At 65.0% G+C, this 19,659-nt stretch carries 20 protein-coding genes; 4 read left to right on the forward strand and 16 right to left on the reverse strand.

Annotated features, from left to right (window positions below; all coding sequences use genetic code 11):
- The 7 genes from HNQ95_RS15660 to HNQ95_RS15690 all read right to left on the reverse strand — a co-directional run bounded on the left by HNQ95_RS15660 (position 1) and on the right by HNQ95_RS15690 (position 7,436).
- Entirely contained in the window at positions 1 to 1,848 is a 1,848-nt protein-coding gene (locus tag HNQ95_RS15660; protein WP_182574483.1) for an ABC transporter ATP-binding protein, read from the reverse strand.
- 92 nt (positions 1,849 to 1,940) lie between these two features.
- The gene (locus tag HNQ95_RS15665) at positions 1,941 to 2,963 is read right to left on the reverse strand and encodes a glucokinase (RefSeq protein WP_154385253.1); all 1,023 of its coding nucleotides are present in this window, start codon (positions 2,961 to 2,963) and stop codon (positions 1,941 to 1,943) included.
- Between the two features lie 26 nt (positions 2,964 to 2,989).
- Positions 2,990 to 3,373, reverse strand: a complete 384-nt coding sequence (locus HNQ95_RS15670; RefSeq protein ID WP_182574484.1) for a methylglyoxal synthase — start codon at positions 3,371 to 3,373, stop codon at positions 2,990 to 2,992.
- 126 nt (positions 3,374 to 3,499) lie between these two features.
- Positions 3,500 to 4,594, reverse strand: coding sequence for a penicillin-insensitive murein endopeptidase (mepA, locus tag HNQ95_RS15675; protein ID WP_182574485.1), 1,095 nt, complete (start codon positions 4,592 to 4,594; stop codon positions 3,500 to 3,502).
- Positions 4,595 to 4,688: 94 nt separating this feature from the next.
- A complete protein-coding gene (locus HNQ95_RS15680) occupies positions 4,689 to 5,603 on the reverse strand; it encodes an SDR family oxidoreductase (RefSeq protein WP_067955631.1) in 915 nt (304 codons plus the stop codon).
- Entirely contained in the window at positions 5,600 to 6,763 is a 1,164-nt protein-coding gene (queG, locus tag HNQ95_RS15685; protein ID WP_182574486.1) for a tRNA epoxyqueuosine(34) reductase QueG, read from the reverse strand. Before queG ends, HNQ95_RS15680 begins: the two co-directional genes overlap by 4 nt.
- Entirely contained in the window at positions 6,744 to 7,436 is a 693-nt protein-coding gene (locus HNQ95_RS15690) for a glutathione S-transferase family protein (protein WP_067955626.1), read from the reverse strand. Before HNQ95_RS15690 ends, queG begins: the two co-directional genes overlap by 20 nt.
- Before the next feature lie 160 nt (positions 7,437 to 7,596).
- On the opposite strand from HNQ95_RS15690, the gene HNQ95_RS15695 reads away from it, so the two are divergent.
- Positions 7,597 to 8,403 (forward strand): undecaprenyl-diphosphate phosphatase, encoded by an 807-nt coding sequence (locus HNQ95_RS15695; protein ID WP_067955625.1) that lies wholly within the window; start codon positions 7,597 to 7,599, stop codon positions 8,401 to 8,403.
- 264 nt (positions 8,404 to 8,667) lie between these two features.
- Here the strand turns inward: HNQ95_RS15695 and HNQ95_RS15700 are convergent, their stop codons facing one another.
- The 3 genes from HNQ95_RS15700 to HNQ95_RS15710 form a co-directional block, all read right to left on the reverse strand.
- Complete coding sequence (locus tag HNQ95_RS15700; protein ID WP_182574487.1) at positions 8,668 to 9,435, reverse strand: sulfite exporter TauE/SafE family protein; 768 nt, start codon at positions 9,433 to 9,435, stop codon at positions 8,668 to 8,670.
- Positions 9,436 to 9,449: 14 nt separating this feature from the next.
- A complete protein-coding gene (locus tag HNQ95_RS15705; protein WP_067955620.1) occupies positions 9,450 to 10,424 on the reverse strand; it encodes a complex I NDUFA9 subunit family protein in 975 nt (324 codons plus the stop codon).
- A gap of 193 nt (positions 10,425 to 10,617) precedes the next feature.
- A complete protein-coding gene (locus HNQ95_RS15710; protein ID WP_182574488.1) occupies positions 10,618 to 11,076 on the reverse strand; it encodes a DoxX family protein in 459 nt (152 codons plus the stop codon).
- A gap of 214 nt (positions 11,077 to 11,290) precedes the next feature.
- Here HNQ95_RS15710 and HNQ95_RS15715 point away from each other — a divergent pair, with 214 nt between their 5' ends.
- Positions 11,291 to 11,488 (forward strand): CsbD family protein, encoded by a 198-nt coding sequence (locus HNQ95_RS15715; protein ID WP_067955618.1) that lies wholly within the window; start codon positions 11,291 to 11,293, stop codon positions 11,486 to 11,488.
- Positions 11,489 to 11,716: 228 nt separating this feature from the next.
- On the opposite strand, the gene HNQ95_RS15720 is transcribed toward HNQ95_RS15715, so the two are convergent.
- The 6 genes from HNQ95_RS15720 to HNQ95_RS15745 all read right to left on the reverse strand — a co-directional run bounded on the left by HNQ95_RS15720 (position 11,717) and on the right by HNQ95_RS15745 (position 17,199).
- Positions 11,717 to 12,097, reverse strand: a complete 381-nt coding sequence (locus tag HNQ95_RS15720) for a hypothetical protein (protein ID WP_067955616.1) — start codon at positions 12,095 to 12,097, stop codon at positions 11,717 to 11,719.
- Between the two features lie 600 nt (positions 12,098 to 12,697).
- On the reverse strand, positions 12,698 to 13,723 hold the full coding sequence (locus HNQ95_RS15725) for an Ldh family oxidoreductase (protein WP_192312697.1): 1,026 nt from the start codon (positions 13,721 to 13,723) through the stop codon (positions 12,698 to 12,700).
- A gap of 5 nt (positions 13,724 to 13,728) precedes the next feature.
- The gene (locus HNQ95_RS15730) at positions 13,729 to 14,538 is read right to left on the reverse strand and encodes an ABC transporter permease (RefSeq protein ID WP_067955611.1); all 810 of its coding nucleotides are present in this window, start codon (positions 14,536 to 14,538) and stop codon (positions 13,729 to 13,731) included.
- Entirely contained in the window at positions 14,535 to 15,263 is a 729-nt protein-coding gene (locus tag HNQ95_RS15735) for an ABC transporter permease (RefSeq protein ID WP_182574515.1), read from the reverse strand. Before HNQ95_RS15735 ends, HNQ95_RS15730 begins: the two co-directional genes overlap by 4 nt.
- A gap of 257 nt (positions 15,264 to 15,520) precedes the next feature.
- Positions 15,521 to 16,294: a transporter substrate-binding domain-containing protein gene (locus HNQ95_RS15740; protein ID WP_067955609.1), complete on the reverse strand. Its 774-nt coding sequence runs from the start codon at positions 16,292 to 16,294 to the stop codon at positions 15,521 to 15,523.
- Between the two features lie 92 nt (positions 16,295 to 16,386).
- On the reverse strand, positions 16,387 to 17,199 hold the full coding sequence (locus tag HNQ95_RS15745; RefSeq protein WP_067955607.1) for an ABC transporter ATP-binding protein: 813 nt from the start codon (positions 17,197 to 17,199) through the stop codon (positions 16,387 to 16,389).
- A gap of 234 nt (positions 17,200 to 17,433) precedes the next feature.
- On the opposite strand from HNQ95_RS15745, the gene HNQ95_RS15750 reads away from it, so the two are divergent.
- Both HNQ95_RS15750 and HNQ95_RS15755 read left to right on the forward strand, forming a co-directional pair.
- Positions 17,434 to 18,081: a TetR family transcriptional regulator C-terminal domain-containing protein gene (locus tag HNQ95_RS15750; protein WP_067955605.1), complete on the forward strand. Its 648-nt coding sequence runs from the start codon at positions 17,434 to 17,436 to the stop codon at positions 18,079 to 18,081.
- Positions 18,078 to 19,652 carry a 5-guanidino-2-oxopentanoate decarboxylase gene (locus tag HNQ95_RS15755; protein WP_182574490.1) on the forward strand — a complete coding sequence of 525 codons (1,575 nt, stop codon included), beginning with the start codon at positions 18,078 to 18,080 and terminating at the stop codon, positions 19,650 to 19,652. The genes HNQ95_RS15750 and HNQ95_RS15755 overlap by 4 nt, the downstream gene beginning before the upstream one ends.
- Positions 19,653 to 19,659 lie beyond the last annotated feature (7 nt).

Genomic DNA, 19,659 nt, shown 5'->3' on the forward strand with positions numbered 1-19,659 from the left:
TCAGGCTCCCTGAGGCAGCGCGTGCTGCCGCTCTACCATTGCAGTCTCGGTGGTATCGTCCACGAGTCCAAGTGCGGCTTCGTCATGCAGATTGTGGAAGCGCGCATAGACACCGTTGGGGTCGGCCATCAGCGCGGCATGGGTGCCTTGCTCGATCAGCCGGCCTGCGTCCAGCACGACGATATGATCGGCATTGATGACCGTCGAGAGGCGATGGGCAATCACGATGGTGGTGCGCCCTTGCGTGGCGGTGGCAAGCGCTTGCTGGACACGCGCCTCGGACTCGTTGTCGAGCGCCGAGGTCGCCTCGTCGAGCAAAAGGATAGGCGCATTGCGTACCAGGGCGCGCGCAATGGAGACACGCTGGCGCTGGCCGCCGGATAATGTCGAGCCGCTTTCGCCGACCGGCGTGTCGTAGCCCTCAGGTTGGTCGAGGATGAAGTCATCAGCGAAGGCCTGCCTGGCGGCGTCGCGGATATCCGCGTCGGTGGCATCGGGGCGGCCGTAGCGGATGTTGTCGGCGATGGTGCCTTCGAACAGGTAGGGATGCTGCGAGACATAGGCGATGGATTGGCGCAGCGAGCGCTTGGTGACGCCTGATATGTCCTGGCCGTCGATGACGATGCGGCCGCCGTCGAGATCGTAGAAGCGCTGCAAAAGCGCGATCAGCGTCGACTTGCCGGCGCCCGAGGCGCCGACGATCGCCGTGGTCTTGCCGCCGACGGCGGTGAAGCTCAGCTCGCGCAGGACGGGGAGGTCGTCGCCATAGCCGAAGGAGACGTTGTCGAAGCGGATTTCGCCCTTGCCGACAGCGATCGCCTTGGCGTCCGGGGCGTCTTCCTGCCGCGGCTGGGTGTCAAGAATCTCGTAGAGCATGCGGGCGTTTACCAACGCACTCTCGAGGCCTACCTGGGTGCGCGCGAGCTTGCGTGCCGGATCATAGGCGAAGATGAACGCAAAAATGAACGAGATGATGTTGCCAGGCGGTTGCATGTCGACTGCCGAGCGGTAGCCGGCGTAGCCGATGATGCCGGCAAAGATCGCGCCGCCGAGAATTTCGGTGATCGGCGAAAGACGCTCCGACACCCGGGCGATCTTGTTCGAGCGTGCCTCGACGTCGCCGATCAGCCCGTCCATGCGCCTGGCGAGCTGATCCTCCATGGTGAAGGCCTTGACGATGGCCATGCCCTGGACGGTTTCCTGCATCGAGCCGAACAGACGGGCCCCGACGAGGATGGCATCGCGGTTGAGGCGACGCAGCCGGCGCATCAGGTAGTTGACGGCAAAGACCAGCGGGGGCCCGATCAGCAAGGCCAGCAGCGATAGAACCGGATCCTGGTAGACCATCACGCCGATGAGCACGATGAGTGTCACCGCATCGCGGGCAATCGAGGTGATCAGGATGTTGAGCAGGTCGCGCACGCCGGCGACATTCTGGTTGACCTGGGCGATCAGCTGAGCCGAGCGCTGCGACGAGAAGAAGTCCATGCCGAGGCTCATCAGGTGGTCGAAGACGCGACGCTGATAGCGGGCGATGAGGTTGTTGCCGACCTTGGCTAGGACGACCGCCTGGCCATAGGTGGACAGGCCGCGAATGACGAAGGCGGCGAAGGTCGACAGGGTGATCAACAGGATCAGGTCGGCGCGCCGCTCATAAAAGATCAGGTTGATGATGTCGCGCATTATCCAGGCAAGGAAGCCTGTCGTCGCCGAAATGGTGAGCAGGAAGATCGCCGCGAAGGTGTAGTGCCAGATGTAGTCGCGGCCGTTTTCGGCGACGATGCGCTTGATGACGCCGACGATCTCGCTGCGCTTGGAGCTCGGCGTCTGGTTGGGGTCGATGGTCAAACAGGCAGTCCTGTCGCTCTTGCGAAAACTGCGCCCCTCTTAAAGCATGATGCCGCGAGGGGAAACCGCCATTTGCCGCAGTGCGGCGATGGCTATGTCCGCCAGCGCCGATCGCCTGTCTCGATGCCGAAGAGATCGGGATTGCGGGCATAGGCGGCAAGCCCGGCAAGGGCCGCCAGCGGGTGGGTGATGACATAGACCGGCATCGAGGCCATCAGCTCGCGATGTGGTGCCTTGTCCTCGAAGGCCTCGCGGAAATTGCCCCGTTTCAGCGCCGGCACAATTTTCTGGGCGATGCCGCCGGTGAGGAAGACGCCGCCCTTGCTTTTGAACACCAGAGCGAGGTCGCCGGCGGTGCGGCCAAGGCAGGTCACGAACAGCTCGAGCGCCTCGACCGCCACCGGGTCGCTGCCGTCGAGCGCTGCCGCGGTGACCTGTGCCGGCTGGGTCAGCACAGGTGCCTTGCCGTCGGTCCTGGCGACGGCGCGGTAGGTGTTGACCAGACCGCGGCCGCACAGGATCTGCTCGCCCGAGATGCGGCCGTCCAGCTTTTCGATATGTGGGAACACCTCGAAGTCGCGCTTGGAGCGCGGACCAATGTCCATGTGCCCGCCTTCGCCGGGAATGGGAATCCAGCGCCCGAGCGCGTGGACAAGACCAGCGACGCCGAGGCCGGTGCCGGGTCCGAGCACGACGCGGCCGGCGCCTGGTTCAGGCTCGCCGCCGCCGATCCTTTCCATATGTTCGTCGCCGAGCGCCACGACGGCCAGTGCCTGGGCTTCGAAGTCGTTGAGCACGAGGATGTCGACGAGGCCGAGCGTCGAAAACATCTGCCGGGGGCGCACCACCCACGGGCAATTGGTAAGCGCGATCTCCTCGCCCTCGACCGGGCCGGCAACTGCCAGCACCGCCGAGCGTGGGCGGATGGGCGAGCCGTCGAGCACGGCCAAGATGGCGTCGTCGATGGTGGCGTAGCTGGCAGTCTGGACGATGCGCGGCTCGCCGGCGTCCTTGTCGGCGCTCTCGACGATGGCGAAGCGCGCATTGGTGCCGCCGATGTCGCCGATCAGGATCGGAAAGGGGAGAGCCTGCGACTGGTCGCTCTGATGTGACATGCCCTGTTTCGTCCCCGTGCCGGCGTTCAGCCGTTCTCCTGGTTTTCCAGCATGATCTCGGCCGTCGCCCGGTTCAACGCCATGGGAATGTCGTAGACGATGGCAAGCCGCATCAATGCCTTCACATCGACGTCATGCGGCATCGGCGTCAGCGGATCAACGAAGAAAATCAAAAGGTCGATCTTGGCTTCGCTGATCAGCGCGCCGATCTGCTGGTCGCCGCCGAGCGGACCGCTTTTCAGCGGCGTCAGGTTGAGGTTCGGGCAGGCCGCCAGGATGCGCTGACCGGTGGTTCCGGTGGCGACGATATGGCAGGTCATAAGGAAGTCGACATGATCGCTGGCGAAGGCGACGAGGTCGTCCTTCTTTTCGTCATGGGCGATCAATGCGAGACGCAAAGCTGGTGTCACTCGGGGTTCATCCAGGCAAGCTAAATCGGTTGAAATTCCATAGACCGATTTCGATCGCTTTGGAAGCGCCGGGTGCGTGAATGCAGCCGGCGCGGCCAACGCGCCCAACCTGCTTGTTGGCGGGGCCTATTTGCCGGCAGGCCGGGGGCGCGGCACCGGAATGTCGACTGAAGGTCGGGGCGCAAAGGCGTTTGCCGTGGCCGGCACGCCGGGTTCGGCGATGATTGGTGTCTCTGCCACTGCCGGAGCCGCAGGGTTGGGCGTTGCCGCATATGCGCTGCCGCCGGGCCCGTGATAGGTGACGGCCGCCTCGTTGACCGGCGAGGGTGCGTCGAGCACGCCGCGGCATGCCTTGGGCAGGCTCGCCATGGTCATGATGTCACGCGCCCGAGGCTTGGCCGGGCCGGTAGCCGGACGCCACGGCTCTTCGGTGAACCACCAGGCCAGCGACTTGTCGCAGCCGTCGCCGCGCGGCGTCGCATCCTGCTCCTTGCAGCCCAGCGAACCCGGCTGGCAGCCGATGCGGACGTGGAAATGATAGTCGTGGCCCCAGAACGGGCGCACCTTGCGCAGCCACGAGCGGTCGCCGGTGACGGTGTCGCAGAGTTTCTTCTTGATGCCCGGATTGACCAGGATGCGCTCGACCTCCGGGTAGCTCGCCGCGCGCTCGAGCAGGCGCGTATGCGCCGGCGTCCAGCGCTTCTCGATGACACGATGGGTCTTTTCGTTGACCATCGACACCGCGCTCATGTTCTCGCGCTCGGTCGGCGACAGCCTGTGGTCGGGCATCGGCGTCAGCCAGATGTCGGCGTCGAGGCCGATCTGGTGCGAGGCGTGGCCTGATAGCATCGGGCCACCGCGCGGCTGCGAGATATCGCCGACCAGAAGGCCGGGCCAGCCGTCCTGGGTGGCTTCCCGCGACAGCTTCTCGATCAGCGCGATCATCTTGGGATGGCCCCAGCGCCGGTTGCGCGACAGGCGCATCGCCTGCCAGGTCGGGCCGTCGGTGGCGATCGCCACGCCGCCGGAGAAACAGCCCTTGGAGTAGAAGCCGTAGGACGCGGGCGCGATCGCTGCCGGCAGCTTCTTGTTGCCGAACAGGTCCTTGGCGAGCTCCGCAGCGCTGGCCGCCTGGATGTCGGTACCGACAAGGCCAAGCGTTGCCGCCGCCATCAGGAGCCGCCCCGCCTTGCCAAGAAGTCCGCTGAAAATTGTCGTCATGGAACCCGATCCTCTCAGCCAGCTTGGGCTGCCACGGTTACCTAGAGGTAAATTTCGGCACCCGCACCCCGGTCATTCTTTGCGCGACTTCCGCTCAGCCCTGCCTGATCGGGCTGCGCCTGTCGCTTTCGCCTTCGCCGCGCCAGCTGCCGTCGGCCCACATGCTGTCCAGCGCCTTGCGATAGTTGGACATGCCGAAGGCGAAGCCGAGCGCCTTGATGGCGGTGTTGGCGACACGTTTGTTTTCGCCATAGAAGGACCGCGCCATGGGCGAAAGCTGGGCGGTCTCGAACGGAATTTCGGGCGGCGGTGCAACGCCCATCTTTTCGGCCGCATAGGCGACGACGTCCTGCGGCGGTGCCGGCTCGTCGTCGGTGACGTTGAAGACCCCGCCATAGTCGCCCTCGGCGAGGAACCACAGCGCACTGGCAATGTCCTGCACATGGATGCGGTTGAAGACCTGGTCCTTCTTGACCAGCCGCTTGGCGGTGCCGTTTTCGAGATTGACGAAGGCATTGCGGCCGGGGCCGTAAATGCCGGACAGGCGCAGGATGGCGACTGGGCGCGCGATCTGTTCGCCAAGTGCATGCCACGCTTGTTCGGCCTCGAGGCGCATGGTCGATCGCCCCGGTTTGGGCCGGCACGTGGCGGTTTCGTCGATCCAGGCACCGCCATGGTCGCCATAGACGCCGACGGTCGAGAGATAACCGATCCAGCGCAGCAGCGGCATGTCGTGCGTGATCGCCTCGCGGGCGGCGTTGAGCACGGGATCGCCATCATCGCCGGGAGCGGCGGAGACGACGAGATGCGTGGTCCTGGCCAGTTGCGCCCTGATTTCGGGGGTGAGGTGGCCGTCGAAGACGAAGGGCTCGATACCAGCGGCTTCGAGCGCCGGAAACTTGTCCTGAGAACGCGTCGTTCCGGCAACGCTAAGGCTTTGCGGGCGCATCTGCGCAAATGCCTTGCCGGAATAGCCGGCGCCGAAGATGAAAAAGGTCTGCTCGGTCATGACTGCGTCCGCGACTGTTCGACTTGGGTGAGCCCGGCCTGCCATTCCGCGATCACGTCGTTATCGGTTTCGACCTTCAGCATCTGTTCTGCAAGAGCCGAAAACGTCGCGTCGGGCAGCAGCCGCGACAATGCCCAGACGGCGGCACCGCGCACCAGAGGCGAGGTGTCGGAGAGCAACGTCCGGCATGGTGCGATCAGCGTGGCGTCGGCGGAATTGCCTGATGCGATCAACACGTTGCGGACGAAGCGGTCGCGGCCGATGCGCTTGACCGGCGAACCGGAGAAGAAGATCCGGAACGTCGCGTCGTCGAGGGAAAGCAGTTCGGCAAGGCGCGGCTCGCGCAGATCGTCGCGGGCGGCGAGTTTCTGCTCCGATGCGGCCTGGGCGAACTTGTTCCACGGGCAGGCCGCAAGGCAGTCGTCGCAGCCATAGATGCGGTTACCGATCTTTGGGCGGAATTCGAGCGGGATCGGACCCTTGTTCTCGATGGTGAGATAGGAGATGCAGCGCCGCGCGTCGATGCGGTAGGGCGCCGGGAACGCTTCTGTCGGGCAGGCGTCGAGGCAAGCGCGGCAGGAGCCGCAGCGGTCGATTTCGGCCTCGTCAGGTGCTAGCTCTGCTGTCGTGAAGATGGTGCCGAGGAACAGCCACGAGCCGAATTCGCGGCTGACCAGATTGGTGTGCTTGCCTTGCCAGCCGAGGCCGGCGGCTTCGGCGAGCGGCTTTTCCATCACCGGCGCCGTGTCGACGAACACCTTCACGTCGCCGCCGGCACGGGACACGATCTTGCCGGCGATCTCCTTCAGCCGGCCCTTCATGACGTCGTGATAGTCGCGGTTGCGAGCGTAGACCGAGATCGCCGCCCGGTCGGACATGGCCTGCAGCGCGCGCGGGTCGCTGTCCGGCCCATAATTCATAGCGAGCACGACGATCGAACGCACCTCGGGCCACAGCACGGAAGGTTCGCTGCGCCGTTCCAGCGTCTCCGCCATCCAGGCCATCGAGCCGTGCAGGCCTTCGCCGACGAACTGGGCGAGGCGGGCAGGCGCGAGCGGGATGGCGTCGGGGCGTGTGACGGCGATGGCAGCGAAGCCGGCGCGGCTGGCTTCGCGCTCGATCAGGTGGCGCAGCGCGCTCTCAGAAATCGAGGTCCGCATAATGCGATGCCGGGGTCAGCCCGCGCACCCGGTCGGCGAGCAGGGGCCGGAAGGACGGGCGCGACTTGACGCGTGTGTACCATTCGCGCGCCGAGGAATATTCGCGCCAGTCGATCTCGCCGAGATAGTCGAGCACCGAAAGCGATGCGGCGGCGGCAAGGTCGGCATAGGTGATGCGCGACCCGGCGAGCCAGTGGCGCGTGCCGGCGAGCCAGTTGGTGTATTTCATATGCTGGCGAATGTTGGCGCGGGCAGCACGAATGGCCGCCGAATCGGGCGAACCGCCGCCGGCCGCTTCCGGCATCAGCGGCTTCAGCACGCGCTCGCGCACCAGATGCCGGGTCACTTCGCTTTCGGTCTTGGTCAGGTACCAGTCGGTCAGGCGGCGGATTTCGGCGCGTTCCATCGGGTCTTCGGCGAACAGACGACGCTCGCGCTTGAGCACGCCGCGGGTCTCGTCGACATATTCGGAAATGATCATCGCGCCGACGATCGGCACGTCGCCCTCGGCCAGGAGCACCGGCAGCGTTCCGGCCGGGTTGAGCGACAGGAACTCCTTGCGCCGCGTCCACGGCTTCTCCTCGATCAGCGCCAGCTCCTCGCCATACTCGCCGAACGCCAAACGGACGAAACGGCATGTGGCAAACATCGGGTGGTGGAAAAGCGTCAGCATGGTCCTGCGAAATTCGTGATCGATGGCGCTCTGGCGAATCGCCTGAGGCGTCGTTAGAGCTTCTGCGGCCCGGCTCGCCGGGCTCTCGGGCGACCCGACCTATAGGGTGAGTTCCGCCGCATGACAAGCAATCGCGCATGAACGCCTCGCGGGGATGGGAATGGATAGCCAGACAATCATCAATGCTTTGCTGCTCGGGCTGCTCGAGGGCCTGACGGAATTCATCCCCGTGTCCTCGACCGGCCATATCCTGCTTGCCGGCCATTTCCTCGGTTTCAACTCGACCGGCAAGACTTTCGAGATCTTGATCCAGCTCGGTGCTATCCTGGCGATCCTGTCGGTTTACGCGACCAAGCTGTGGCAGATGTTGGTCACCTTGCCGTCGGACCCGAAGACGCAGCGTTTCGTCGCAGGCATCCTGATCGCCTTCCTACCGGCGGCCGTGATCGGTGCCCTGGCGCATGATTTCATCAAGACGGTGCTGTTCGAATCGCCGCAGCTGATCTGTGTCATGCTGATCCTCGGCGGCCTGGTGCTGTTGTTCCTCGACAGGCTCGACCTCAAGCCGCGCTATGGCGACGTCACCAATTTCCCGCTGTCGGTCTATCTCAAGATCGGCCTGTTCCAGTGCCTGGCGATGATCCCCGGCACCTCGCGCTCTGGCGCCACCATCGTCGGCTCGTTGCTGATGGGCGTGGAGAAGCGCGCGGCGGCCGAGTTCTCGTTCTTTCTGGCGATGCCGACAATGGCCGGCGCCTTTGCCTACGACCTCTACAAGAACCGGGACATCCTGTCGGCAGCTGACTTGCCGGTGATTTCGGTCGGCTTTCTTGCCGCCTTCATCACCGCGCTGATCGTGGTGCGGCACCTGCTCGACTATGTCTCCCGCAACGGTTACGCGCTGTTTGGCTGGTGGCGCCTGCTGGTCGGCGGCGCCGGGCTGATCGCACTGATGGTCTGGGGCTGATCGCCCCGAGGCGGTCTGTTCAGGGTGAGCCGTCCGTCAGGAAATCGCGCCGTTAGAAAATTGCAAAGACGACGACGATCACCACAACCCACACGGCACCGCTCACAACCGCGCCGAAGGCTATACCCCTGCCGAAATTGTCCTCTTCCATGGCACCCTCCGCACACCACTGCAGGCTCTTGCGTCCAGGCAAATTCAGGTAGCCTGCAATGATAACGGTGCGGCTCCGAAAAGGTTGCAACCTGTGATTGGACGGGTTGGGCCTCAGGCGAGGGTCGTCAGTCCACGCCTGAGCAGGTCCAGCGCCAGCACGGTGATGGCGATCTTGAACCATTTGCGGAAGCTCTCTTCCGGCATGCGTTCGAGCAGCTTGGTGCCGTAGACGGTACCGAGATAGCCCGAGACGATCATTGCGCCGATCAGCGGCAGCCAGTCCCCGAAGGCAAAGCCGGCGAGGCCGAAAACGATGATCTTGAGCCCATGCTGGGCAACCATGCCGGCGGCATGGGTGGCGACGAGCGCCTTGCGGTCATTGGCGAAGAACTGCGCGAACAGCACCGAGACCAGCGGCCCGGTGGCGCCGACGAGCATGCCGATCAAAGCGACGATGACGCTGCCGATCGCAAGCCCGGTGCGAGTCAGTTTGTCGATGCCGGGAACCTTGGTCCAGGTGATGGCGATGACGAAGGCGCCGAGCACCAGCTTGAGCCAGGCGTCGGGCAGCTGGATGACGACGAAGGCGCCGATGACGGCACCGACGATCGAGCCGACAATGAAGGGGGCGGCGACGTCCATGCGCACATTGGCGCGTTGGTGCCAGGCGCGGCCGCTGTTGGAGCCGAGCTGCACCGCGCCATGGACGGGGATAAGCGCGGCCACCGGCACGAACAGGCCCATCAGCGTCAGCATGGCGATGCCGCCGCCGACACCGAAAGCGGCGGTCAGCGCCGAGGTGAAGGCGCTGGCGACGATGAGAACAATCCCGATGAGCGGGTCGAGTCCCTCAGGCAGGAGCAAGGCGAGGGCGTCCATGCGCCCTCAGCCGGTCAGGCTTCTGTCCGGCGCGTGAACTGGCCGGCGGCGCGGTAGCGCCAGAGGTAGCTGGGCAGGATCGATGCTGTCGACTTGGGGGCGATGCCCGTGGCTGCGATGGTGCGGCCTTCGTCGAGGGCTGCCTTCGACACGACATTGTCGGAGCGCAGCAAAAGGACTTGGTCCTTGGTCAGCAGCGGATTGGGCAGCATGCCGAGGATCGAGGCCTGCAGGTTGGCGATCGACCACGGCACCGGCACCAGCGTGCGCTTGCGGTCGATGACCTCGAGCATCTCTTCCATGCACTGCTTGAAGCTTAGCACCTGCGGGCCGCCGATCTCATAGATCGAGCCGCCCTTGACCTTGCCGTCGACGGCGCGCGCGACCGCTTCGGCAACGTCGCCGACATAGATCGGCTGGAAGCGGGTTTCGCCTCCACCGATAAGCGGTAGCACCGGCGAGAAACGCGCCATATTGGCGAAACGGTTGAAGAACTGGTCCTCGGGGCCGAAGACGATCGACGGGCGGTAGATCACCGCGTTTGGCAGCGTGTCCTGGACGGCCTTTTCGCCGCGCGCCTTGGTCTGGGCGTAGAGCGAGGGCGAATTGGCGTCGGCGCCAAGGGCCGAGACATGGGTCAGCGTGGCGCCGACGGCGCGCGCCGCCTCGGCGACGGCGCGGGCGCCGAATTCCTGTACCGTCGAGAAACGCTGGCGTCCGCCTTCATGCAGGATGCCGACGAGGTTGACGACGTGCGAGGCGCCCTGGACGGCGCGGTCGACCGACCAGCGCACGCGCAGATTGGCCTGCACCGGCTGGATCTGGCCGACATTGCCGAGCGGCTGCAGGTGGAAGGCGAGGTCGGGCCGACGGCAGGCGACGCGCACGAGATACCCGCGCTTGGCCAGCGCCCGCACGACATGGCGGCCGAGGAAGCCGGACCCGCCGAAAACGGTCACGAGTTGCGGGGTCTGCAGAATTTCAGTCATCGCTGGCTCCGGTCGCCAAAAGGGGCAGAAGATGTAGCGTTTCTTAGCCCGTTTCGCAAAAAAGGCAATCATCGAGCGACTGCACGGAGCGGCCCGCGCCGATCTGGCGCGGGCATGCGGCTTGCCTTGGGAGGCAGGGTTTCGAGGCAGGATCGAAATCCGGTTTTCCGGAAACGACCATGCGGGTCACAAACTAGAACTCGCGGCCGAGGCGTGCGTCGACCGAGTGGCGGTTGCCGCCGCGAATGACGAAGAACAGGAAGATCGCCGCCCAGATGATCGACTTCTCGGCGCCCTGGTAGCCCTGGCTCATCGTGACCCAGTGGAACCAGACGGTGACCAGGAGCACGAACATGGCGGCGAAGGAGGCCGGGCGCGTGAACAGGCCGATGGCGATCAGGATGCCGCCGAAGAACTCGGTGCAGGACAGAAGCAGCGACCAGAAGGCGCCGGGGTAGAAGCCGAGGCCTTCGACCATGCCGGCAGCGCCGAACGGATCGGAGATCTTGCCGAGGCCGTGGGTGACCAGCGCTGCGCCGGCGACGACGCGCAGAACGGTTTCGGCTGAATCGTGGAGGTTCGAATAAAGGCCGCGGAGCGCGGGGATGAACAGTCGGCGGCCGGAATTTTCGGTCGTCAGGGTCAAGGACATGTCTCCGATTGCGGGGCTATGCACGATTAAAATATTGCAATGCACCAACGCCGCGATGGCCGGGTCACGGTCAAGTCAACAAGGTTTGATATAAAGATGATTGACAAAGTCAACTTTTAATAATGTCGGAACCCTGCGCTGACCGAGGCGTTGACCCCTCAGTGCGGCGGACCTGTCGTGCCAATCCAGATCAATCCCCGAAGGAGAAATCGCGATGAATTGGAACCAGATCGAAGGCAATTGGGAGCAGTTCAAGGGCAAGGTGCAGAGCCAGTGGGGCAAGCTGACCGACGATGATCTCGACGTCATCAAGGGCAAGCGCAAGGAACTCGCCGGCAAGCTGCAGGCCCGTTATGGCAAGGCCCAGGAAGAGGCCGAAAAGGACATCGACAGCTGGCTCTCCCGCCACTGAACCGTCTTTCGCAACGCGCCGCGGGCGATCCTCCCGCGCAGAGCCCCGCCGTCGAGCGGGGCTTTTCGTTGCAGGCTTTCGTTGCAGATAGCGCCGATGCAGAAAACCCCGCGCGAGGCGGGGTTCTCCGGATGGCAGCAATCGGGTGGCCGATGTCTGGCGAGGCCGCAGCCTTCGCGAGGCATGATCCCAAAGCCGGTTCCAGACTTCTCGATCATGCTCGAGGCATCAGGAGGGTTCCCGGCAGGTCTTGCCACCCCAACCCTGCTGACCCGACATGTTGCCACCTGCGGCCTTGCAGTCCTGGATGAACTTGGTGTTGCAGTCCGGGAACTTGCTGGAGCCGTTCTTGCAGTACTTGTCTTCGGTCGCGCCGCCATTGCCCGACGAAGCCTTGCCGCTCGGGCCGGACGGCTTGTCATTGTCGGGGGCGTCGGAGATGTCGCCGGGGCCCGAAGGGCCGTTGCCGCCGGGGGCGTCGGAAATGTCGCTCGGACCCGACGGACGGTCGCCGCCGCCCGGGCCGGCCGAGAAGCTGGCGGCATTGGCGCTGCCGATGGCGCCGGCAAGCAGCAGGACGGCGGTCAGGATGGTGATCTTGGTCTTCATTGTCTTATTCCCTTTTCGAGGTTGCGTTTCGGGGTCGCGGAAACGCTCTGGTTTCCACGTCGGAACGATCTTTCGGTTTGGGTTCCCCCCCGGTTGATCTGGCGAGCTCACCTCGCCCTGGACATGACTGGGTCGCAGCGTCAGCGGGAAAGGTTCAAAGCGAGTTCGAATTATTTTCGCGAGGGTTTCGTGGGTGGTTTTTGGTCCGTCGGGTTGGGGTTCTGAACCGCCAGGTTATTGGAGGCGTCACGGCATGGAGCCCCGGGTTTCCGCACGTCGCTTCGCTCCTGCTCCACCCGAGGATGACGAAGGCTTTGAGGCCTGCGGCCAATCGCCGACGTCAGTGGTTGGCAGGCTTCGAGGTTGGTTTTTTGGCGGGTGTTCTCAATGCAGGGCAACGCAGGAACAGGAGCTGGAAGCTCTCCGCGAGCCTCCGACGTCGACGACGAGCGTCGAGGCCCATGTCTTCGTCATCCTCGGGTGGAGCAGGAGCGAAGGAGTGCGGAAACCCGGGGATCCTTGCCGCGACGGTGAAACCGCCACTACGGGCTTCGCGCCCCCAACGGTCAGGTAATGAAGTGGGGCCGAAAACGCCTAGGCTCACTCTGCCTGCCGCGCGGCAAACTCGCTGATACGGGCGTGCAGGGCCGCAGGGATTGCGATCCCCCCGGCCTCTGAGCGGGCCCGCGCCACAGCTTTTGCCGGGCCGGGGATGTGGACGTGGTACTGGCTGGACAGCCGGTCGAGCTGTTCGCGCATGCGCGTTTCGAAGCCGGGATCGAACAATTTCGGGTCGAGCGCCACGATGAACAGCCCGGTGCCTGGCGTCTGGTGGCCTTCCGATATGGACGGCGCGTCGATCGACCAGTTGGCGCCCGAGACGCCGGCCGCAAGCACCTCGACCATCAGTGCGACATTGGCGCCGCGCGCGCCGCCGAAGGCGAGCAGCACGCCTTTCATCGCCTTTTTTGCGTCTGTCGTCGGCTTGCCCTTGGCGTCGAGGGCCCAGCCCTCGGGGATCGCCTCGCCTGTTTCAGCCGCCTTGCGGACATTGACGAAGGCGGTGGCGCTGGACGACTGGTCGATGACAAGGGGTGGGCCGTCGGCGGCGGGTGCTGCAAGCGAGATCGGGTTGGTGCAGTAGACCGGCTTGGTCGAGCCTGAGCCGGCGACGAGCGCCGGTCCGTTGGTGGCGGCGAGCGCGACGAGGCCGGCTTCGGCGAGGCGGCCGGTGAAATAGCCGAGCGAGCCGCAGGTGTAGGCATTCTTCTGCGAGAATACGGTGACGCCGAACAGCCGGGCTGCCTTGGCGATCTCTTGGAAGTTTCGGTCGAAGCCGGTATGCGCCGCACCACCCTGGCCGTCGGACAGGTAGATCGCCAGCGCCGGCCGGCTGACCACGGGCTCGGCCTTGCCGTCGATGCGCCCGGCCTCGAGCGCCTCGAGATAGTCGACATAATGCGACAGCCCGACGCTCGCCTGGCCGTCGGCCTCTGCGGCAACGGCGGCAAGCGCGATCGAGATCGCCGTTTCCTCGGAGGCGCCGGCGCCGATGGCTGCGGCGATGCACAAGTTACGGGCTTCTTCGAGGTTGAGCGTGACGGTCTCTGTCTTTGTCTGCGGCACGGGCGTCATCCCAGTCTGGACGGAATCTTCGCCTCCAGCTTGCGGAAGCCGAAGACGAGGATGCCGGTGATGATCAGATAGATGAGGGCGAGCAGCAACAGCGGCTCGTAGACGATGAAGGTGTCCTGGCGGACGCGCGAGGCGACCGCGTAGATGTCGATGACGGTGATTGTGGCGACGAGCGGCGTTGCCTTGAGCTGCAGCACGGTTTCGCCGGCCAACGTCGGCAAGGCGCGATGGATCGCCTGCGGCAGCCAGATGCGGCGGAAGCGCTTCCACGGGCTCATGCCGAAGGCGCGCGCCGCTTCGAGCTGCCCCCTCGGCACGCCGGCGAACGCCCCGCGCATCACCTCGCCTTCATAGGCGGCATAAGACAGCGTCAGCGCAACGACGGCGTAGGGCCAGGCCTGCCTCAGGATCGGCCAGAGTTCGGATTGCCTGATCCACGGATATTGCGGGAACAGCGAGCCGAGGCCGTAATAGAGCAGCCAGAGCTGCAGCAGCAGCGGCGTGCCGCGGATGACTGTGCAGAACGCCTTAGCCGGCCAGGCCAGCCAGAACGGACCTGCGGCCTGGGCGAGCCCGAGCGGCACGGCAAGCATGAAGCCGAGCGTCACGGTGACGGCGAGGATCCAGATGGTGCGCCAGATGCCGAGCAGCGCCAGGTCGTAATATTTGGGCAGCCAGTCCCAGCGCATGAAGATGGCGGCCGAGAGCACCAGTGCTGCAGCGATGGCGATGAGCACGATGCGGTGCGGCTGCAGCCACTCGGAGCGGGCAGCAGACACTGCTGCAAAGGGCGTGGTTGCGCTCATCGGCCGGTCTCGGCGATCGGCGGCATGCCGCGCCGCGCCCAGCGCTCGATGCGGCCGATGATGACGTTGGAGAACAGGGTCAACAGCAGGTAGAGCACGCCGGCTGCGACGAAGAAGGTGAAATAGGCCTTGGTGGTGGCGCCGGCTTGGCGTGTTTCCTGGGTCAGCTCGTTGAAGCCGACGACGGCGAGCAGGGCCGTGTCCTTGGTGGCGATCAGCCAGAGGTTGGCGAGGCCGGGAATGGCGAAGGGCAACATCGCCGGCAGGGTGATGCGGCGCAGCATCTTGCCCGGCGGCATGCCATAAGCGCGCGCCGCCTCGATCTGGCCCTGCGGTATGGCCAGAATGGCGCCGCGGATGACCTCTGTGGCGTAGGCGCCCTGGACGATGCCGAGCACGCCGATGCCGGCGGCGAGACCGGAGATGTCGACAGTGGCGTAGCCGAACTGTTCGAGCGCCCGGTTGATGAGGTCGGTGCCGGCATAATAGAGCAGCAGGATCAGCACCAGCTCCGGCACGGCACGCACGAAGGTGGTGTAGATCTCCATCAGGTCGCGCACGACAGGACTGCCATAGAGCTTGCCCCAGACGCCCGCGATGCCGATGGCAAGGCCAAGCCCGAAGGCGCCAACCGCGATCTGGATCGAATTGGTGAGCCCGCGCAACAGGTTGGCGCCCCAGCCGGGCGGCGAGATCGCAAGCAGCTCGACGGCGCTCGTTTGCAGCAGCGGGTTCAGCAGATGCTCGATGTCAGTGGTCCTTCGCACACGAGGTCGTCAAAAGTCACCCTCACCGTCCCCGCCACCTTTTTCCGCTTCGTAAGGGAAAGGTGGCGCCTGTCCAGGAAGTTTGGCGCGACCTTGCAGACGCTCGGTTCCTCGCCCCCAGCAAGTGGGGGAGAGGTGCCGAGCGAAGCGAGGCGGAGAGGGGCTTGGATCGCAAACATCATGGCGGCAGACCAAGGCACCCTGCGCCGGCCCGCTCACTTGCCGTAGATGTCGAAGTCGAAATACTTCTTGGTGATCTCGGCGTATTTGCCGTTGTCGCGGATGCCCTTGATGGCGGCGTTGAACTTGTCCTTCAGCTCGGTGTCGCCCTGGCGCAGGCCGACGCCGACGCCCGGTCCGAGCACTTCGAGGTCTTCGGCGACGTCGCCCTTCATGTCGCAGCAGGCCTTGCCGGCATCGGTGGCGAGGTAGGTGTTGAGCGAGAGCGAATCCGCCTGCACTGCATCGATGCGGCCAGCCGCAAGGTCGGCCTGGGCCTCGTCCTGGGTCTGGTAGATCTTGATCTCGGCAGCGGTGGAACCGAAGTGCTTCTTGGCGTAGGCCTCGTGCACGGTCGATACCTGGACGCCGATGATCTTGCCTTTCAGCCCTTCCGGCGTGGCGTCGAACTTGGCGTCCTTGGAGCCGATGATGCCGGTCGGGGTGTTGTAGTATTTGTCGGAGAAGTCGATCGACTTCTTGCGCTCGTCGGTGATCGACATCGAGTTGATGATGGCGTCGATCTTCTTGGAGTTGAGCGCCGGGATGAGGCCGTCCCAGGCGGTCATGGTGACCTCGCACTGGAGCTTGGCTTCGGCGCAGAGCGCCTCGATCATGTCCATTTCCCAGCCGCCCCATTTGCCGGAAGCGTCGGGCGAGGCGAAGGGCGGGTAGGGTTCGGGCGCCATGCCGACCTTGATCGACTGGGCGCTGGCGCTTCCGGCGCCGAGAACCAAGGCCAGGGCCACAGTTGCAAGCAGAGATTTCATGCTGTCACTCCCGTTATCGTTTGTTTTGACGTTCCCTTGATTTCGTCCGCTCGTCTGGGTTTTGCGCATGGTCCGTGCCATCGGGGACTACGCTAGCCGATGCTGCGGATGAATTGCTTTAGGCGTTCCGACTTCGGCGCGCCGAAAATCTGTTCGGGCGGCCCTTCCTCCTCGACCTGCCCGTTGAAGAGATAGATCACATGCGTCGCCACCTCGCGGGCGAACTTCATCTCGTGGGTGACCAGCACCATGGTGCGGCCCTCGCGGGCGAGGTCGCCGATGACCTTGAGCACTTCGCCGACCAGTTCGGGATCGAGCGCCGAGGTCGGCTCGTCGAAAAGCATGACGCGCGGCTGCACAGCGAGCGCGCGCGCAATCGCCGCGCGTTGTTGCTGGCCGCCGGAGAGATAGGCCGGATAGACGTCGCGTTTCTCGGCGAGGCCGACACGGGCGAGCAGCCGCTCGGCTTCTGCAATGGCGTCCATGCGCTTGATGCCGAGCACATGCACCGGCACCTCGATGACGTTTTCCAGGAGCGTCATGTGGCTCCACAAATTGAAGCTCTGGAACACCATGCCGAGGCGCGAGCGGATGCGCTCGATCTGACGGCGGTCGGCGGGGATGCTGTCGCCAAAACCATTGGGCTTGAGGCGGATCTCCTCGCCATTGACCCGGATGATGCCGCTGGTCGGGTTTTCCAGGCAGTTGATGCAGCGCAGCAGCGTCGACTTGCCGGAGCCCGAGCCACCGATGATCGCCACCACCTCGCCATCGCGGGCCGACAGCGACACGCCCTTCAGCACATGCAACTGGCCGAACTTCTTGTGCAGGTTCTCGACATGGATGGCTTCGGCGGCGAGGCCGTCGGTCGGGGCAGGGTGCTTGGCTGCATCGACCGCAACCATCAGCGATGGCCCCGGCGTATGAACGTTGTCCCGTCAGCTGGCAATCGGCTGCTCATGGTCGCGTCGCGATGTTCCCCTGGGCGGGGAGAGTGGACCCTTCTGCCTTGCGGCGTCAACGGCGCCATTTCCCGCTTCTTATGCGGCCCATTACGGCACTTGCGACGTTGTTATGCAAGTGTATAAATATTGCGAAAAGCCGGCTTCGGCGATTATTCTCAAGACGCGAAGGTGGGCATGGCAGTCGCTGCGCGGAGAAAATTCCGCCGCGAAGGCGAGGAGCGCCGGCGGCAGGACCTGATCGAGGCGACGCTGGATTGCGTCGCCGAAAACGGCCTGCAGGGTGCCACCGTCAGGGCGATTGCTCTGCGCGCCGGCGTCACCGCAGGCCTGATCAGGCACTATTTCCCGGGCAAGGAAGAGCTGCTGCAGGCAGCCTATGCGACGATCATGGGACGCATGACCGAACTCGCCAAGACAGCGCTTGCGACCGTCGAGGAGGAACCGAGGCTGAGGCTCGCCGCCTTCGTCGGTGCCAGCCTGGTGCCGCCGGTCATCGACGCCAGGACATTCTCTTTGTGGGCGAGCTTCATCGGCCGGGCCGGCTCCGACCCGGCATTGGGCGTGGCGCACAGGGCCGGTTATCTCGGCTTCCGTGACGAGGTCGAGGCGCTGGTGGCCAAGGTGTTGGCCGATGTCGGCCGGAAGGCGAGCGAGGGCGAATTGCGCCGTCACGCCATCGCCATCAATGCGATCATCGATGGTTTGTGGGTGGAGGGTTGTCTCGCCGGCGACATGTTTGCCAGCGGCGAACTGGCGGAGATCGGCATCGGCTCGGTCGAGGCGATGCTGGGATTGAGCTTGCGACAGGGAGACGTGGCATGACGACGATCGGCGAAGCGCTCATCGGGCTTCTGGAGGCGCATGGCGTCGACACGGTGTTCGGCATTCCCGGTGTGCACACGATCGAACTCTATCGCGGGCTGGCGCGCTCAAGCATTCGCCACGTCACGCCGCGCCATGAGCAGGGTGCCGGTTTCATGGCCGACGGTTATGCCCGTGCTTCTGGCCGCCCGGGCGTCGCCTTTGTCATCACCGGCCCGGGCCTGACCAACACCATCACCGCCATGGCCCAGGCACGCGCCGATTCTGTGCCCATGCTGGTCATCTCTGGCGTCAACGCGCTTGGCTCGCTCGGCAAGGGGCTGGGCTTCCTGCATGAGCTGCCCGACCAGCGTGGCATGATGGAGAAGGTGGTGCTGTCGTCGCGGCGAGTGACCGAGGCGGCCGAACTGCCCGGTGCGATTGGCAAGGCCTTCGAGATCTTTGCGACGCGGCGCCCGGGGCCGGTGCATATCGAGATTCCGCTCGATGTCATGGCCTTGCCGGCGGACGGTTTGCGGCAGTTGCCGAAGCGTGGCGCCGCGCATTTTGCGGGCGAACGCGTCATCGCCGAGGCCAGGCCGCTGATCAGTGCCGCGAAACGGCCGCTGATCCTTGCCGGCGGCGGGGCGCGGCGGGCCGGAGCCGAACTTGCGGCCCTGGCGGCAAGGCTCGATGCGCCTGTTGTGACCACGGCCAATGGACGCGGGCTGATGCACGGGCACGAGCTCAACGTGCCGGCAAGCCCGAGCCTCAAGGCTGTGCGCGCGCTGATGGCCGACGCCGATCTTGTGATCGCCGTCGGCACCGAATTCGGCCCGACCGACTACGACATGTATGGCGACGGCGGCTTCGTGATGCCGGAGAAGCTGATCCGCATCGACATAGACGAGATGCAGCTGGGACGGCGCCCGGCACCGGTTTCGATCCAGGCCGATGCGGCGGCAGCGCTGGCGAGGATAGGGGACGATGTCGGCGACGCGCGCAAGGCCGATGGTGCGGCGCGCGCCCGGGCAGCGCGGGAAAGCGCCTGGACGGAGATCGGTCCGGCGATGCAGGCGCAGGTCAAGGCCGTTGAAGTGATCCGCGACGCCTTGCCGGGCGCGATGATCGTCGGCGATTCCACCCAGCCGGTCTATGCCGCCAATCTCTATTACGACCATGACCGGCCGTGCGGTTGGTTCAACGCCGCGACGGGCTATGGCGCACTCGGCTTCGGGCCGCCGGCGGCGATCGGCGCAGCCCTTGCCGTCCCCGATGCGCCAGTCGTCTGTCTCAGCGGCGATGGCGGATTCCAGTTCACTCTGCCGGAGCTGGGTGCTGCGCTCGATGCGGCAGCACCCGTCATCTTCGTCGTCTGGAACAACCGCGGTTATCGCGAGATCGAGACCTCGATGCTCGACGCTGGGGTCGAACCCATTGGCGTGTCGCCGGTGCCGCCGGATTTCGTGCTGATCGCGCAGGCCTATGGGCTTGAGGCGGAGCGATTGCAGAGTGTCGACCTGCTGGGTGTGGCGCTCAAGAAGGCCCGCTCGACGGGAAAACCCTGTCTGATAGAAGTCACCGTAGAATAGGCTGCGT

Source organism: Aminobacter ciceronei (genome assembly GCF_014138625.1).
Taxonomy (GTDB): Bacteria; Pseudomonadota; Alphaproteobacteria; order Rhizobiales; family Rhizobiaceae; genus Aminobacter; species Aminobacter ciceronei.